Annotated in this window: 14 protein-coding genes and 3 pseudogenes; 8 read left to right on the top strand and 9 right to left on the bottom strand. The window is 68.1% G+C overall.

The genetic code is table 11. The features are described from left to right. Positions 1-288: 288 nt before the first annotated feature. Together NFX52_RS13965 and NFX52_RS13960 are read right to left on the bottom strand one after the other, a co-directional pair. Positions 289-816 (bottom strand): gamma carbonic anhydrase family protein, encoded by a 528-nt coding sequence (locus NFX52_RS13965; RefSeq protein WP_055401191.1) that lies wholly within the window; start codon positions 814-816, stop codon positions 289-291. Between the two features lie 210 nt (positions 817-1,026). After that, positions 1,027-1,641, bottom strand: a pseudogene (locus tag NFX52_RS13960) (TetR/AcrR family transcriptional regulator); the annotation flags it as partial. A gap of 152 nt (positions 1,642-1,793) precedes the next feature. Here NFX52_RS13960 and NFX52_RS13955 point away from each other — a divergent pair. Then, entirely contained in the window at positions 1,794-2,903 is a 1,110-nt protein-coding gene (locus NFX52_RS13955) for an MBL fold metallo-hydrolase (RefSeq protein WP_055401195.1), read from the top strand. 1 nt (position 2,904) lies between these two features. Here the strand turns inward: NFX52_RS13955 and pdxR are convergent, their stop codons facing one another. Further along, positions 2,905-4,365 carry a MocR-like pyridoxine biosynthesis transcription factor PdxR gene (gene pdxR / locus NFX52_RS13950; RefSeq protein WP_055401197.1) on the bottom strand — a complete coding sequence of 487 codons (1,461 nt, stop codon included), beginning with the start codon at positions 4,363-4,365 and terminating at the stop codon, positions 2,905-2,907. Between the two features lie 108 nt (positions 4,366-4,473). Here pdxR and NFX52_RS13945 point away from each other — a divergent pair. Both NFX52_RS13945 and NFX52_RS13940 read left to right on the top strand, forming a co-directional pair. After that, a pseudogene (locus NFX52_RS13945) lies at positions 4,474-4,947 on the top strand (OsmC family protein); the annotation flags it as partial. 7 nt (positions 4,948-4,954) lie between these two features. Next, positions 4,955-5,581 (top strand): FMN-binding negative transcriptional regulator, encoded by a 627-nt coding sequence (locus tag NFX52_RS13940; protein ID WP_055401201.1) that lies wholly within the window; start codon positions 4,955-4,957, stop codon positions 5,579-5,581. 179 nt (positions 5,582-5,760) lie between these two features. On the opposite strand, the gene NFX52_RS13935 is transcribed toward NFX52_RS13940, so the two are convergent. From NFX52_RS13935 to NFX52_RS13925, 3 genes are all read right to left on the bottom strand, one after another. Beyond that, a complete protein-coding gene (locus NFX52_RS13935) occupies positions 5,761-7,152 on the bottom strand; it encodes a homoserine dehydrogenase (protein ID WP_055401203.1) in 1,392 nt (463 codons plus the stop codon). A gap of 126 nt (positions 7,153-7,278) precedes the next feature. Further along, positions 7,279-7,428 carry a hypothetical protein gene (locus NFX52_RS13930; protein WP_156358827.1) on the bottom strand — a complete coding sequence of 50 codons (150 nt, stop codon included), beginning with the start codon at positions 7,426-7,428 and terminating at the stop codon, positions 7,279-7,281. Positions 7,429-7,499: 71 nt separating this feature from the next. Next, positions 7,500-7,745, bottom strand: a complete 246-nt coding sequence (locus NFX52_RS13925; RefSeq protein ID WP_055401205.1) for an ATP-binding protein — start codon at positions 7,743-7,745, stop codon at positions 7,500-7,502. A 70-nt stretch (positions 7,746-7,815) separates the two neighbouring features. Here NFX52_RS13925 and NFX52_RS13920 point away from each other — a divergent pair, with 70 nt between their 5' ends. Next, positions 7,816-8,118, top strand: a complete 303-nt coding sequence (locus NFX52_RS13920) for an acylphosphatase (RefSeq protein ID WP_055401207.1) — start codon at positions 7,816-7,818, stop codon at positions 8,116-8,118. Between the two features lie 11 nt (positions 8,119-8,129). Here NFX52_RS13920 and NFX52_RS13915 read toward each other — a convergent pair. From NFX52_RS13915 to NFX52_RS13905, 3 genes and pseudogenes are all read right to left on the bottom strand, one after another. Further along, positions 8,130-8,927 (bottom strand): annotated as a pseudogene (locus NFX52_RS13915) (DUF72 domain-containing protein). A gap of 76 nt (positions 8,928-9,003) precedes the next feature. After that, a complete protein-coding gene (locus NFX52_RS13910) occupies positions 9,004-10,317 on the bottom strand; it encodes an ATP-binding protein (protein ID WP_055401209.1) in 1,314 nt (437 codons plus the stop codon). Then, positions 10,314-11,087 (bottom strand): response regulator, encoded by a 774-nt coding sequence (locus NFX52_RS13905; RefSeq protein ID WP_055401211.1) that lies wholly within the window; start codon positions 11,085-11,087, stop codon positions 10,314-10,316. Before NFX52_RS13905 ends, NFX52_RS13910 begins: the two co-directional genes overlap by 4 nt. Positions 11,088-11,265: 178 nt before the next feature. On the opposite strand from NFX52_RS13905, the gene NFX52_RS13900 reads away from it, so the two are divergent. The 4 genes from NFX52_RS13900 to NFX52_RS13885 all read left to right on the top strand — a co-directional run bounded on the left by NFX52_RS13900 (position 11,266) and on the right by NFX52_RS13885 (position 14,522). Next, positions 11,266-11,793, top strand: a complete 528-nt coding sequence (locus tag NFX52_RS13900; RefSeq protein WP_055401213.1) for a DUF2147 domain-containing protein — start codon at positions 11,266-11,268, stop codon at positions 11,791-11,793. Positions 11,794-11,795: 2 nt separating this feature from the next. Then, positions 11,796-12,509 (top strand): cytochrome c biogenesis CcdA family protein, encoded by a 714-nt coding sequence (locus NFX52_RS13895; protein WP_055401215.1) that lies wholly within the window; start codon positions 11,796-11,798, stop codon positions 12,507-12,509. 25 nt (positions 12,510-12,534) lie between these two features. Then, positions 12,535-13,116, top strand: coding sequence for a thioredoxin family protein (locus NFX52_RS13890; protein ID WP_055401217.1), 582 nt, complete (start codon positions 12,535-12,537; stop codon positions 13,114-13,116). Between the two features lie 83 nt (positions 13,117-13,199). Then, complete coding sequence (locus tag NFX52_RS13885) at positions 13,200-14,522, top strand: serine hydrolase domain-containing protein (protein ID WP_055401219.1); 1,323 nt, start codon at positions 13,200-13,202, stop codon at positions 14,520-14,522. Positions 14,523-14,534 lie beyond the last annotated feature (12 nt).

The following is a 14,534-nucleotide window of genomic DNA, read 5'->3' as shown; positions in this document are numbered from 1 at the left end:
TGGTGGAAACAGGCAATGGGGCGATGCGGTGCCGCCGCAGGGGTCGTGGAACCCCCGATTATCCCGGCCCGGCTTTATCCCTGGTGGGCGGGGGGCGCCGGAGGCACCGCAGCCGCGTGGGGTGTGCCGCTAGGGATGTCCTGCATCACCCTCGCGAGTCGGTGGTAGTGCGGATCAGGACAGGCCGCAAGGCGTCTTTTTGCAGCCAATGGCGGGCTATTGGCAAGAAAAGCAACGCAGCGGACTGCCTGAGACCGCGCTATCACAGACCGCAGGGAGTGATGCAGGTCATCCCTGGTAGTTGTTCTTCACCCGCACATAGTGCTCGGCCGAATATTTCAGGTACGCAATCTCTGCATCGGTGAGCGCGCGCTGGCGCACCGCCGGGCGGCCGATGTAGAGGTACCCGCTCTCCAGCACCTTGCCGGGCGAGACCAGGCTGCCTGCGCCCAGCATCACGCGGTCTTCGATGATGGCGTCATCCATCACGATGGAGCCCATGCCGATGAGGCATTCGTTGCCGATGCGGCAGCCGTGCAGGATCACCGAGTGGCCCACCGTGACGTAGTCGCCGATGACCAGCGGCGAGCCTTCGGGCTTGCTGGCGTTGCGGTGTGACACATGGCCCATGGTCAGGTCCTGCACGTTGCTGCACACGCCCACGGTGATGCGGTTCACATCGCCGCGCAGCACGGCGTTGCACCAGACCGAGCTGTCGCGGCCCAGCGTGACGTCGCCGATGACCTGGGCAGAGTCGTGGATGAAAACGCCGGTGTCCAGGACCGGGGCGGTGTCGAGGTAGGGAGCGAGGGGCATCTTGGTGTCAGGCTGCGTGGAAAGAACAAGCGAGCGTAGTGCAAATCGCTCCTCACGCCGGTTTGCTGACCAGGGTGGTGGCGTGGGTCAGCGCGCTGGGGCGCGGCGAGGGGCAGGTTTCGCAGAGGTGGCAACAGGGGCTGCCGCTGCATTGCCCGTGCTTCCAGCCTGGGATTTTTTTACGGGGGCCTTGGCCTTCTGGGTGGGCGCGGCGTAGAACCCCAGGAACATGTCCACCGCATCCCCTACCACTTGCGCTTGCTGTGTGGCGCTCAAGGGTGGCTGACCCATGGCCAGCTGGGGCCAGAACGCAAATGCCTTGACCATGCCCTGCAGTTGCTGCGCGGCGTAGGGAACATCCATGGTGGCGCGCAGGCGGCCATCCTGCTGGGCCGCGCGCAGCCAGCGCGGCAGGCCCTCTTCCTTGGCCGAGAGCTTGGCGGTGATGCCGCGCGCGCGCTCGGGGGTGTGCATCATGTCGGCCATGGCCACGCGGCTCAGGTCGATGAAGCTCGCGTCGTTGAGCAGGCGCATCTTTTGCGCCAGCAGCTCCAGCAGCTGGTCCCGCAGCGGGCGCGTGGGGGTGTAGGCCAGTTCGTCGGGTGACTGGCTGCGCTCCCACATCAGCAGCAGGATGGCTTCGAACAGTTCTTCCTTGCTTGGGAAGTGGTTGTACACCGTGCGTTTGGACACATCCGCGGCTGCGGCCACGCGGTCCATGCTGGTGCCGTTGAAGCCGTGTTCGCGGAACTCGCCGATGGCGGCCTGCACGATGGCATCGCGCTTGCGGTCGGTCAGGCGAGGGATGGGCTGGGAGGCGATCATGCGCAAATTTTACACCGGGTAGTTTACTTTTCTAAAAAGTGAACTACACTGTGCAGTGTAATTTCTATGTCGCAGATCCGGTGTCACTCTCCATCGCCCGCCGCCGCCGTCTGCTCCCGGCACTTTGTGTCGCCTTCGTTGTACTGATCGTCATGGCCTACAGCCTCTTTTCCCGCGCCGCCCAGCCGGTGGCCGCCTATGAACAGTCGCCGCAGTTTGCGGGTGGCAAATTTCGCAACGTGGCACCCCGCCATGCGCTGGGCGCCCTCAAGACGCTGGAGGTGATGTGGCGCTTTGCCACCGGCAAGCCCGACGACTCGGTTCCGCGCCAGCCCGTGCCGGTGTACGCGGTGATGCGGTCAGACCTGCTGGCAGCGCCCGACCTGAGCCTGTGGCGCCTGGGGCACTCCACCCTGCTCTTCAAGGTCAACGGCCAGTTCTGGCTGACCGACCCGGTGTTTTCCGAGCGCGCCTCGCCGTTCCAGTTCCTGGGCCCCAAGCGTTTTCATGCGCCGCCCATCACGATTGACGAGCTGCCGCCCATTACCGGCGTGATCCTGTCGCACGACCACTACGACCACCTGGACTACGCAGCCATCCAGAAGCTTGCGCCCAAGGTGGAGCACTTCATCACGCCGCTGGGCGTGGGCGACCGGCTGATTGGCTGGGGCGTGCCTGCGGCCAAGGTGCAGCAGTTGGACTGGTGGCAGGGCACCACCATTGGCGGGCTGCAGCTGGTGGCCACGCCTGCGCAGCATTTCTCGGGCCGGGGCTTGTCGGACGGCAACAGCACGCTGTGGGCCTCGTGGGTGCTGATCGCGGGTCAAGGCGCTGACCAAGTCCGCGTCTTCTTCAGCGGCGACACGGGCTATTTCGACGGCTTCAAGGCCATTGGCGAGCGGTTTGGCCCGTTCGATCTGACGCTGATCGAAACCGGCGCCTACAACGCCGACTGGCCCGACATCCACATGCACCCCGAGGAGAGCCTGCAAGCCCATCTGGACGTGAAGGGGCGCCATTTGTTCCCCATCCACAACGGCACGTTCGACCTGTCGCTGCACCCCTGGGTGGAGCCGTTCGAGCGCATCACCGCCCTCGCGGCAGCAGCGCAGGTGCCGCTGGTGGCGCCCATCATGGGCGAGCGGCTGGACATCCGCGCGCCCGCGCTGTCCACCCACTGGTGGCGCAAGGTGGAGCCGCAGGCCGAGGCCACGGCAGTGGACCGAAGCGTGGCCCTGGCCCCGCAGCCCGGCGCGTGGTGATTTACCGCATGCGCGCCAGCCCGCCCACCACGCGCGCGGCGGCCACGATCTCGGCTTCGCTATAGCCTGCATACCCCAACAGCCAGCCACGCCGCGTGGACTGCATCGCATAGCGCGATAGTGGCGCCAGCATCACCCCGGCGGTGAGCGCCTTGCGGCTCAGGGTCTCGTCGTCACTGCCTGGGGCGGCTTCGTACAGCAGGTGCATGCCCCGGTCGCTGGGCGCCAGCTGAAGGGCCCCACCGCTCGTATCGGCCAGCGCGTCAACCAGCACCCGCTGGCGCGCCTGGTACAGCTCGCGCATCTGCCGCAGGTGGCGCAGCAGGTGGCCTTCGGCAATGAAGCGCGCCAGCACCGCCTGGGTGTCGCCCGGCGCGTGCCGGTCGGTGATGGCGCGGGCCATGGCAAAGGCCTCCACCAGTGCGGGCGGCACCACCACAAAACCCAGGCGCAGGCCGGGGTGTAGTGTCTTGCTGAAGGTGCCTACATACAGCACGCGCTCCGAGCCCGGCAGGCTGCACAGGGCGGGTACGCGCTGGGCAGCGCCGCCGTACTGAAACTCGCCGTCGTAGTCGTCCTCCACCACCCAGGCGTCGTGCGTGCGCGCCCATTGCAGCAGCGCCTGCCGCCGCGCCAGGCCCATGCACACGCCGGTGGGGAACTGGTGCGTGGGCGTGACCACCGCCATGCGCGCGCCGGGCCACTGGGCCGCACCCTCGTCGATGCGAAGGCCCTGCGCATCCAGCGCCACGGGCCGCGCCAGCACGCCGTGGCCCAGCAGGCTGGCGCGGATGCCTGGGTAGCCAGGGTCTTCCACCAGCACCTCATCGCCCACGTCCAGCAGCAGCCGCGCGATCAGGTCGATGCCCTGCTGCGAGCCCGAGCACACCACCACCTGCGCCGCATCGCAGCGGATGCCGCGCGACGCCCACAGCCACAGTGCCACGGCCTGGCGCAGTTCGGGGTCGCCCGCGGGGTCCAGGTACTGCGCGCGTGCGCTGCGCTGGCCGGGGCGGGCCTGGCGCGCCAGGCGGTCCCACAGCGCAAACGGAAACGTGTCCACCTCGGGCGCGCCGATGCGGAATGCGCGTGCCGCCACATGCGGCGGGCGCCAGCGGGCAGCCGTTTCGGCAATGAGCTGCCCGCGCCGCGACAGCCCGCGCGGCGGCGCCACCAGCCCTTGCGGAGGCGGTGCGCCTGCGGCCTGCGAGACATAGGTGCCGTCGCCCACACGCGCCTCCACATACCCTTCGGCCTGCAGGCGCTGCACGGCCCACAGCACGGTGTTGCGTGACACGCCCAGGCTGGCTGCGTGCTCGCGCGACGGCGGCAGGCGCGTGCCCGCCGGCAGGCGGCCCTGTTCGATGGCGCTGCGCAGCTGCTCGTACACCTGCTGGCGCAACTGGCCCAGGCGCCCGTCCCGGGGGGCTGTGGTCTTGGGATTGGCTCCGGCAACTGGCATGAATTGGCCCCTTGGTTGTGGTGATGCAACCATAAACTGAAGAGCCATTTTAGAAATCCCGGGCTTGTGTTTCCTCCAAGGCCCGGCCACCGCAAGAAAGACCTATCCATGGCCGAGCACACCGCCACTATCACCTGGTCCCGTGGCAACGATGACTTTCTGGACAAGCCCTACCACCGCACCCACACCTGGCAGTTCGATGGCGGCGCCACCGTGGCCGCGTCGTCGTCACCCCATGTCGTGCCGCTGCCGTATTCCGACGCGGCAGCGGTGGACCCGGAAGAAGCCTATGTCGCGGCCCTGTCGAGCTGTCACATGCTGTGGTTTATGGACTTCGCCAGCCGCGCGGGCTATCGGCTCAACAGCTACGCCGACGCCGCCGTGGGCACCATGGCCAAGAACGCGCAGGGGCAGCTTGTCGTCACCCACGTGCAGTTGCGCCCCGTCACGCGCTTTGATGGGGCCCACGCGCCCAGCGCTGCCCAGCTGGACGACCTGCACCACCGCGCCCACACATCGTGCTTTCTGGCCAACTCGGTCAAGACGCAGATCGACTGCGCGCCCGTGCTCGAAGTGGATGGAGCCTGTCATGACCATTGCCAACCGCCAGTTTCAAGTCACCGACCCGGCCGCGCAGCAGGGACTGGTGCAGGCCCAGCCCCTGGCCACCCTGGTCGTGTCGCACGAGGGCACGCTGCACGTGAACCATGTGCCTTTGTATCTGGACCCCTCGCGCGGACCGCACGGCACGCTGGTGGGCCATGTGGGGCGCGGCAACGGCGTGTGGCCGCTGCTGCCGCAGCAGGCCGTGGCCGTGTTCCACGGCCCCCAGGCCTATGTGTCGCCCTCGTGGTATCCGTCCAAGGCCATCGACGGCAAGCAGGTGCCCACCTGGAACTACGCCACCGTGCACGCCCACGGCACGCTCAGCGCGGTGGACGATCCAGTGCAGTTGCGCGCCATCCTGCACATTCTGAGCGAGCGGCACGAGGCGCACCGCCCCGACCCTTGGCGCATTGACGATGCCCCGCCCGACTACATCCACAAGCTGCTGGGCGCCATCGTGGGCATCGAGCTGGCGGTGGAGCGTTGGGAAGGCGTCTGGAAGGTGAGCCAGAACCGCACCGACACCGACCGCGCGGGCGTGGTGCAGGGCCTGATGGCCGAGGGCACGTCTGCAGCACAAGACATGGCCGCGCTGGTGCTGGCGGCTTGATGCCTTAGGTACACGACCAAATCAAAATTGATAGCATCTTGCGCTTGATAGATAGGCGCCAGAGCCTTTTTTGATCGTATTTTTGATGGGGCTGCAATCATTCATCACCGTTCGGGCTGAGCCTGTCGAAGCCGTGCGCGGCGCTTCGGCAGCCTCAGCGTGAACGGGTTATGGACGAATCATCCCTCCAGCAGCTCCACCCGCAGCGCCACCACTGGCCCGGCCACCGCAGGGTGGGCGGCCAGCGCGTGCACGGCGAGGTCTACCGTGGCTTGGGCCACGGCATCGGTCAGCACCAGCACTTGGGGCTCGCTGCCCGTGGGCAGCGCTTTGTCGCAGGCCAGCTCCACACGCTGCACGGGCACGTGCTGCGCCGCCAGCCAGGCACCCACGGCTTCGATCTGCTGGGCGCTGTGCACAGGCACGCGCAGGTAGTGGCGGGTGTGCACGGCTGCGCGGGGCAGCACGGCCAGTTGCTCGTCCACGGCCTCGGGATGAAACCCCAGGTGCGGCACGCGCTGCTGTGCACGGGTGCCATCCAGGCGCGCCACGTCCACCAGGTCTGCAATCACGGCCGATGCGGTTTGCTCGGACCCCGCACCCGCGCCGTAGAACATCGTCACGCCCGCCGCATCGCCCTTGACCATCACCGCGTTCATCGAGCCATTCACCTGCGCCAGCAAATGCGCGGCAGGCACCAGCGCAGGTTGCACGCGCAGCTCCACGCCGTCCACATCGCTCTCTTTGCGCCGCTTGGCCACGCCCAGCAGCTTGATGCGAAAGCCCAGCTGCTCGGCGCAGGCCACGTCCAGCCCCTGCAAGCGGGTGATGCCCTCCACCTGCGCATCGGCAAAGCGCACCGGCATGCCGAACGCATTGGCCGCCAGCAGCGAGATCTTGTGCGCAGCGTCGACGCCCTCGATGTCAAATGTCGGGTCCGCCTCGGCATAGCCCAGCGCCTGGGCCTGCGCCAGCGCTTCGGCAAAGCCAACACCCTCATCGCGCATCTTGCTCAGGATGAAGTTGGTGGTGCCGTTGATGATGCCCGCCACCCATTCGATGCGGTTGGCCGTGAGGCCCTCGCGCAGCGCCTTCACGATGGGGATGCTCACCGCCACCGCGCCTTCATAGGCCACGGCCACGCCGTGCTGGCGGGCGGCGGCAAAGATCTCGTTGCCGTGCGTGGCCAGCAGCGCCTTGTTGGCCGTGACCACATGCTTGCCCGCGCGGATGGCGGCCAGCACCCAGTCGCGCGCAGGGCCGGTGCCGCCAGCGGCTTCCACCAGCACATCCACATCGGGGTGTGTGGCCACCTGCATGGGGTCGTTGGTCAGGGCCACATCTTTGCCCACCACGCTCATGGCGCGGGCGAGGCTGCGGGCGCAGACCACCACCAGCTTGATGTCCCGCCCTGCGCGGCCTGCGATGAGCGCCTGGTTGCGTGCCAGCACGCGAAAGGTGCCCGCGCCCACGGTGCCAATGCCGATCATGCCCACGCGCAGGGGGCGCATGGCCGCAGTGGGCGACTGCAACGACGGGGCTTCGAGGGACGGGACGGGATCGCGGTACATGGACTTCTCCGGCTAACGAACGAACAAACAAAAAAACCCAGCTGCCAGAGCTGGGTTTCGTGCATTCGTCTTGGGGGAGAAGAGAGCGATCACCAGGTGGCTGCCGAAACGGCCACCTGCGCGTGCTCAGGTGGCCGCGGTGGTAATGGTGGTAATCATTCGTGCACCCAGTGCCCGCTGCTCACCATTGGCTCGCGTGAGTGCGGGCGGCATCATGCCCATGCCTTGGAAGGCAGCGGCGCGTGCGGTGGTGATGGGGAGGGAGGTGAACGACATGGAAGGCGCAGTGTACCGGATGCGGGCCGGGGCCCGTCAACCCACTGCTGCGCGCCTGTGGCGCAATGGCCTCACGGGGCCTTGGTGGCTGCCACGCGCACCATGCGGATCGCATCGAACGGGCAGCGCACCGCACACAGCGCGCACCCGGTGCAGCCCGGCGCATCGTGCAGGGTGGAACACTTGGGACCCCAGGGCCCCGTGCCTTGCACCTGCAGCGACAGCACATGCGGCGGGCACACCGCAATGCACCAGCCGCAGCCGGTGCAGCGCTGGGGGTCGATGGTGGGCAGTGCCTTGGGGGTGGTCGTGGTCATGGGGTGCGGTGCTGCTGGCAGTGTGCCCCTGGAGCGGGCTCCCCACAAGGAGCACGCTACAGTGCCCCCCATGAACGCAGAACACCACTCCACCATCACCCGCCATCTGTTGATCACCGGCCATGTGCAGGGCGTGGGCTACCGCGGGTCCATGGTGCAGGCCGCCAATCGGCTGGGCGTGACGGGCTGGGTGCGCAACCGCCAGGATGGCCGCGTGGAGGCCTGCGCATGGGGCACAGAGCATGCCGTGCTGGCCCTCATCGACTGGGCGCAGCAGGGGCCTGTGCATGCGCGGGTGGAGCGTGTGGTGGTGGGCAATGTGCCTGATGGGGGCGAGGCCCCGCAGGGGTTTGTGCAGCGAGAGGCGCTGTAGCTGCTCCGCTGCTATGTGCGTAGGCCCAGTTGCCTCAGCAACTCCATCGCCCCCGCAGGCGCCCGCTCCTTCGCCCCGTTGATGAAGTACACGAACACATCGCGCGGCTGTTCGCCGCCCGTCCAGGTGCGCACGCCATCGGCCCACTGTGCAATCGCATCGTGCGTGTAGCCGGTGGGCACATCGGCCTGGCTGCGCATCAGCCGCAGGTAGGCAAAATCGGCCTCTGCATCTGCGATGGCGGGAAACTTTTCGGAGTCCGTGTAGACAGGCACGCAGCCTTATTGGCGGGCCAGCGCCACGAACTCTGGCGTGGCAAAACTCGGGTGGCGCGCATCCAGGGCGTGGCGCAGCCGCAGGCCATCCACCTGTTGTGGCAGCAGGGCCAGAAAGGCCTCGAAGTCCCGTGGCTCAAACACCTTGGTCGGCATGAACTGCCACACGATGGGCCCGAGCTTGTGCTTGAGTTCCGAGATGCCGCTCTCCACAAACCGCGTGATCGACTCGCCTGCCTCCGCCAGCACGCGCCGGTGCGTGGCGAAACGGTTGGCCTTGAGCGAGAACAGGAAACCTTCGGGCGTTTCATCCCGCCACTTGGCGAAGGTGGGCGGCTTGAAGGTGCTGTAGTACGTGCCGTTGACCTCGATGGAGGTGAGCTGGCGGCTGGCGTACTGCAGCTCCTTGCTGTGCGCGAGGCCTGCGGGGTAGAAGTTGTCGCGCCAGGGCTCGAAGGTCCAGCCGCCGATGCCGATGCGGATGTTTTGGCTTCTGCTGCTACTGCCTGCGTTGGTGCTACCAGTGCTGTCCACGGTGTTCCCCTCATGAATCCACGGAAGGGCCACTGTAGCAGCGGCCTGCTGCGCCTGGAGTGCCTGCAGCGTGGTGCTACGGCTGCGGGCCGGGCAGCTCGACCCGCGCCTCCAGCCCCGCACCATCCGCGCGCGGCCCCAGCACCAGCCGGCCGCCCAGCGCCTGCGCAAGCTCGTTCGCAATGGCCAGGCCTAGCCCCGTGCCGCCTGTGCCGCGGTTGCGCGAGTCTTCCAGCCGCACATAGGGTTGGAGCACGGCGGCCAGGTCAGCTTCCGGTATGCCCGGCCCCCGGTCCAGCACACGCAGCAGCCACTGGCCGTGATCTCCAGCCTCCAGACTCACCTCAGCCGCGCCCGCGAACTTGAGCGCGTTGTCCACCAGGTTGCACACCAGCCGGCGCAGGGCCTGCGGGCGCGTGTCGCAGGCGCCCGGGTCTGCGTGCAGCAGCAATACCGGCAGGCCCGCATCGGCGTAGTCGAACGCAATGCTCTGCAGCAGCGCGCGCAGGTCCACGCGCTGCAGCGGCTCCTGCACGGCCTGGGACGAGCGCGCGTAGGCAATGCCATCTTCCACCAGCGACTGCATCTCGGCCAGGTCTGCATGCAGCTTGCCCTGCAGCGCGGTGTCGTCCAGCAGGTCGGCGCGCAGGCGCAGGCGGGTGATGGGCGTTTGCAGATCGTGCGAGACGGCGGCCAGGATGCGCATGCGCTCCTCCAGGTGCGCCTGGATGCGCTGCTGCATGCGGTTGAAGGCCTGGGCAGCGCGCTGCACCTCGCGCGGGCCGTCCTCGGCCAGGGGCACGGCGGCACGGTCGGCACCCAGCGCATCGGCCGCATCGGCCAGCGTGCGCAAGGGCCGCGTGGCCGCGCGCACGGCCCAGGCGCACAGGCCTACCAGCAGCGCCAGCTGTAGCGCCAGCGCGCCCAGCACCCAGGGCGAGACCTGCAGCCGGGGCTCGTCCATGTCCACGGCCAGCGGCGTGCCGTCGCTCAACTGGAGCTGCAGGCGCAGCTCGGTGCCGGGCACGTGGGGGTCGATCACCCGCACCGTCTGGCCGGGGGGCAGCGTGGCGCCCACGGCGCCTGCAATCAGGCGAGCCAGGTCGGACGGGTCTTCGGGTGCGTCCAGCGGCGCGGTCAGCGAAAACCGGTAGTTGCGGCGCGCCAGCCGGTCCACCCACTGCGCGCGCTCTGCGGCGGGCAGACGGTCCAGCATGGCCATGGAGCTGGCCACGTCGCTCGCCAGGTACGACACCATGGCGCGGCGCATGGTCATGCTGCGCTCGGTGATCGCCAGCACGAAGGTCAGCGCATGCGCCAGCGCCAGGCCCAGTGCCAGCACCAGCAGGATGCGACCGAACAACGAGCGGGGCCACCAGCGCAGCGTCATGCGGCGGCTCCTCCCGGTGCGGGTGCGGTTGCCGGTGCGGGCAACACGTCGGCGCAGAACACATAGCCCTCGTTGCGCACGGTCTTGATATAGCGCGAGCCGCGTACCCCGTCGCCCAGCCGCTGGCGCACGCGACTGACCAAGAGGTCGATGGAGCGGTCGAACACGTCGGCATCGCGACCCTGCGTGAGCTGCAGCAGCTGGTCGCGTGTGAGGATGCGCTGGGGGTAGTCCAGCAGCACGCGCAGCAGCCGATATTCGGCGCCCGACAGCGCCACCACTGCGCCCGTGGCATCGAGCAGGTGCCGCGCCGTGGTGTCCAGCCGCCAGTCGCCGAACGCAAGATGGCGCGCGGGCTCGGCCACCGCCAGGTTAGGCGGCAGCATGCGCGTGCGCCGCAGCACCGCGTGGATGCGCGCCAGCAGCTCGCGCGCGGCAAAGGGTTTGGTCAGGTAGTCGTCCGCGCCCAGCTCCAGGCCCAGGATGCGATCCGCCTCGTCGCTGCGCGCGGTGAGCATGATGATGGGCAGCGGCGGCGTGCCGGGGCTGCGCAGCTCGCGGCACAGCGCGATGCCGTCGGTGCCCGGCAGCATCAAGTCCAGTACCAAGAGGTCGATGCGTTGCGTGGCCAGCACCTCGCGCATCTGCCTGCCGTCGGCTGCCACGCTCACCTGCAGGCCCTGGCGCTGCAGGTACTCGGCCGCCAGCTCGCGGATGCCGGCGTCGTCATCGACGATCAGGATGTGGTCGGGCGGGGTCGTCGTCGTCATGGGCGCTGATTGTCCAGGCTTTGGCGCCTTGCGGGGAGGCCGGTACGGGCCCGCATGTATCTGAACTTGTCTGCTGGTGCCGCCGACACGCGCGCATACCAAAAGGCCTGTGCAGGACAAACCGCCGATACGTACGCTGGCTTCAATGCAGTCTTCCTGAACTTCACGAGGACTTGCCATGAAACCATCCTTCGCCCTGGCCGCCGTTGCGCTGGCCCTGGGCCTGGCGCACAACGCCAGCGCGCAAGAGGCTGCCACCCAGCCCGCCACGGCGCCGCACCCCAAGGCCCCGCTGGGCCGCTGGATCACCGAAAGCGGAAACCTGGAGGTGGAGATTGCTCCCTGCCCCACTAACGCCAATGGCACTGCCAGTGCGAACACCGGTGGCAGCAGCGGCACCAACACCCTCTGCGGCAAGGTGGTGCGCGTGCTGGCCAACCGGTCGATGAGTGCACCCGGCACCGAGATGGCCGCGGCCGACGCGCGGCCCGCGCTGGGCATGACGATGCTGTCCGGCCTGCGCGACAGCGGCAGTGGCGAGTACCAAGGCGAGATTTACAACCGCGAGAACGCCAAGACCTACCGCTCCACCCTCACCCCCGCTGAGCCCGACCAGCTGCTGGTGCGCGCGTATGTCGGCATCCCGCTGTTTGGCAAGACGCAGGTGTGGCGTCGCCCGGCCGCAGAGCGTGGGGGCGTGCAATGAGCATGGCCGCCACCTCCCCCTGGCTGGCTGTGGCCGCCGGCATGCTGACTGTGGGCGCGCCTTGCGTGCTGCCCATGCTGCCGGTGGTGTTGGGGGCGTCGGTGGCGGGCGGCCCAGCGCAGCGCACGCGTCCGCTGTTCATCGCGCTGGGGTTTGCGCTGTCGTTCGCAGCCGTGGCGCTGCTGTTCAGCAGCTTCACGCAGGTGCTGGGCTTGTCGCCCGAGGGCTTGCGCCGGTTTGCCGCCGTATTGCTGCTGGTGTTTGGCGTGCTCACGGTGTGGCCCAAGCCATTCCAGTGGCTGAGCCAACAGGCGGGTGGCGTGCTCAACCGAGCGGCCAGCCTGGGGATGGGCGCATCGGCGGGCAACTGGGGCGGGCTGCTGCTGGGTCTGAGCCTGGGTGCGGTGTGGACGCCCTGCGCCGGGCCGGTGCTGGCCTCCATCCTCACCCTCATCGCCACCGAGCCGCCCGGGGTCAGCACGGCGGTGCTGTTGCTGGCCTATTCCACCGGCGCCGCGCTGCCCATGCTGGCCATCGCCTACGGCGGTCAGGCCGCGGCCAGCCATGTGCGCCGCATCTCCCGCCATGCCCACCGCGTGCAGCAGGTTTTTGGGGTGGTGGTCATCGTCGTCGCGCTGGCCATGCTGCTGGAGGTGGATGGCCAGGTCACAGCGTGGCTGTCGCAGTTCTATCCCTCAAGTTTTGGAGGGCTGTAAGCGGCCCTCAGCAAGGAGTTTCACCATGACATCTCGTATTTCTTCACCCATCTCGTTTCAGCGCCGCACGTTCCTGGCGTCTGCAGCATCTGTGGCTGCCGCCGTGGTGGCACCCGCCTTCACCCACGCAGCAGGGCCCGCCGTCCAGGCGGCCACGCTGCCCGACTTTGGCGCGGCACCCGAGTTCACGGGCATCGAGCGCTGGCTCAACTCCGAGCCGCTCATCATGGACCAGCTGCGCGGCCGCGTGGTGCTGGTGGACTTCTGGACGTATGCCTGCATCAACTGCATCCGCACCCTGCCCCACGTGAACCGCTGGGCCGAGCTGTACACGCCCCAGGGCCTCACCGTGGTGGGTGTGCACACGCCGGAGTTTCCGTTTGAGCGCACCACCAGCAACGTCGAGGTGGCCATGCGCCGCCACGGCGTGAAGCACCCCGTCGCGCAGGACAACCGCTACGGCACCTGGAAGGCCTACAGCAACCAGTACTGGCCCGCAGCCTACCTCATCGATGCGCAGGGACGCATTCGCTACAAGCACTTCGGCGAAGGCGAATACGAGCGCACCGAGGCCGTGATCCGCGCGCTGCTGGCGGCGCGGAGCTAGGCGTTCTGGCTCCACCGTTCACCCATTTTTATCCCGTCATTTCTCTGCCCGCTCTCCACTCACCTTTGCAGGACTTTTGCACCATGCCGTACCCCCGCCTTCAATTTGCCCTGGTCACACTCGCCGCGGCCGCTGCCGCCCTCTGCATGGCCGCTGCCAGCCATGCGCAGGCACCGCAACTGCCACCACCGGACGCCACCTACCCCGCCACACTGCAGCTGATGCAGGGCTTTCCGCCGCCGCCCGACAAGGTCGTGCGCCTGGCCAACATCCTCAAATACCCCAACGTGCGCTGGGCCGCGCACCACCTGCGCGAGCTGGGCCCCACGGCCGCCGTCTGGCGCGGCGCCGGCGCACCCAGCGCGCTACTCGCCGCAGCCCGCGCGCTGGACGATGCACTGCCGGTGCCCGACGGCAAGGGCGGCACCACCACGCTGGCTGACTGGCAAAAGGCCACCTACACCGATGGCCTGCTGGTGCTGCACCGAGGCCGTGTCGTGTACGAGCGCCACCAGATCGGCATGCAGCCGCACCAGCCCCACGTGCTGTGGTCCATGAGCAAATCGCTCACCGGCCTTCTGGCCACTGAACTCATCCAGGAAGGCGTGATCGACCCGAAAGCGCTGATCCCCCGCTACCTGCCCGAGCTGGCCACCAGCGCCTGGGCCGATGCCACGGTGCAGCAGACCCTGGACATGACGACCGGCGTGCAGTACGCAGAGAACTTTGCCGACCCTGCGTCCGGCGTTTTCCAGTACCTGGCTGCCGCAGGCCTGCAGCCCGCGCCGCCCGGCAGCAACGCCGCCAAAAGCATGGCCGAGTTCCTGCCCACGTTGAAGAAAGAAGGGGAGCACGGCACCGCGTTTGCGTACAAGTCGGTGGACACGGAGGTACTGGGCTGGCTGCTGCAGCGCGTGACGGGCAAGAGCTACGCCACGCTGCTGTCCGAGCGCATCTGGTCGCGCCTGGGCGCACAGGAGGATGCCTATGTGTTTGCCGATGCGAACGGTGGCCAGTCCACCAGCGTGGGCGTGAACGCCACGCTGCGCGACTTGGGGCGCTTTGGAGAAATGCTTCGTGCCAATGGCAGCTTCAACGGCCAGCAGATCATCTCGGCCGCCACCATTGCCGAACTGCGCAAGGGTGCCGATCCCACCAAATTCAGCAAGGCCCCCGGCACGGCCATGCGTGCGGGCTACTCGTACCACAACCAGTGGTGGGTGCCGCACGATGAGGACGGCACCTACGAAGCGAAGGGACTGATGGGCCAGCACATCCACATCAACCCGGTGGCAGAACTGGTGGTGGTGAAGCTCTCGACGCACCCGGTGCCCAACACGGCCTTCACCCACGCGCTGGACCGGCAGGCGTTTGCTGCGCTGGCAGCGGCGGTGCGGGCTCGCTGAGGGTGAAGAAGA

Source organism: Acidovorax facilis, assembly GCF_023913775.1.
GTDB lineage: Bacteria > Pseudomonadota > Gammaproteobacteria > Burkholderiales > Burkholderiaceae_C > Acidovorax > Acidovorax facilis.
The sequence above is the reverse complement of the archived record's forward strand: the minus strand, read 5'-3'. Positions and strand labels throughout refer to the sequence as shown.

What these genes read in the sequence shown, in the direction of transcription:
- NFX52_RS13885 (WP_055401219.1), top strand. Translation starts at nt 13,200, where the DNA reads ATGCCGTACCCCCGCCTTCAATTTGCCCTGGTCACACTCGCCGCGGCC.
- NFX52_RS13935 (WP_055401203.1), bottom strand. Translation starts at nt 7,152, where the DNA reads ATGTACCGCGATCCCGTCCCGTCCCTCGAAGCCCCGTCGTTGCAGTCG.
- NFX52_RS13930 (WP_156358827.1), bottom strand. Translation starts at nt 7,428, where the DNA reads ATGTCGTTCACCTCCCTCCCCATCACCACCGCACGCGCCGCTGCCTTC.
- NFX52_RS13920 (WP_055401207.1), top strand. Translation starts at nt 7,816, where the DNA reads ATGAACGCAGAACACCACTCCACCATCACCCGCCATCTGTTGATCACC.
- NFX52_RS13900 (WP_055401213.1), top strand. Translation starts at nt 11,266, where the DNA reads ATGAAACCATCCTTCGCCCTGGCCGCCGTTGCGCTGGCCCTGGGCCTG.
- NFX52_RS13910 (WP_055401209.1), bottom strand. Translation starts at nt 10,317, where the DNA reads ATGACGCTGCGCTGGTGGCCCCGCTCGTTGTTCGGTCGCATCCTGCTG.
- NFX52_RS13955 (WP_055401195.1), top strand. Translation starts at nt 1,794, where the DNA reads ATGGCCTACAGCCTCTTTTCCCGCGCCGCCCAGCCGGTGGCCGCCTAT.
- pdxR (WP_055401197.1), bottom strand. Translation starts at nt 4,365, where the DNA reads ATGCCAGTTGCCGGAGCCAATCCCAAGACCACAGCCCCCCGGGACGGG.
- NFX52_RS13895 (WP_055401215.1), top strand. Translation starts at nt 11,796, where the DNA reads ATGGCCGCCACCTCCCCCTGGCTGGCTGTGGCCGCCGGCATGCTGACT.
- NFX52_RS13890 (WP_055401217.1), top strand. Translation starts at nt 12,535, where the DNA reads ATGACATCTCGTATTTCTTCACCCATCTCGTTTCAGCGCCGCACGTTC.
- NFX52_RS13905 (WP_055401211.1), bottom strand. Translation starts at nt 11,087, where the DNA reads ATGACGACGACGACCCCGCCCGACCACATCCTGATCGTCGATGACGAC.
- NFX52_RS13965 (WP_055401191.1), bottom strand. Translation starts at nt 816, where the DNA reads ATGCCCCTCGCTCCCTACCTCGACACCGCCCCGGTCCTGGACACCGGC.
- NFX52_RS13925 (WP_055401205.1), bottom strand. Translation starts at nt 7,745, where the DNA reads ATGACCACGACCACCCCCAAGGCACTGCCCACCATCGACCCCCAGCGC.
- NFX52_RS13940 (WP_055401201.1), top strand. Translation starts at nt 4,955, where the DNA reads ATGACCATTGCCAACCGCCAGTTTCAAGTCACCGACCCGGCCGCGCAG.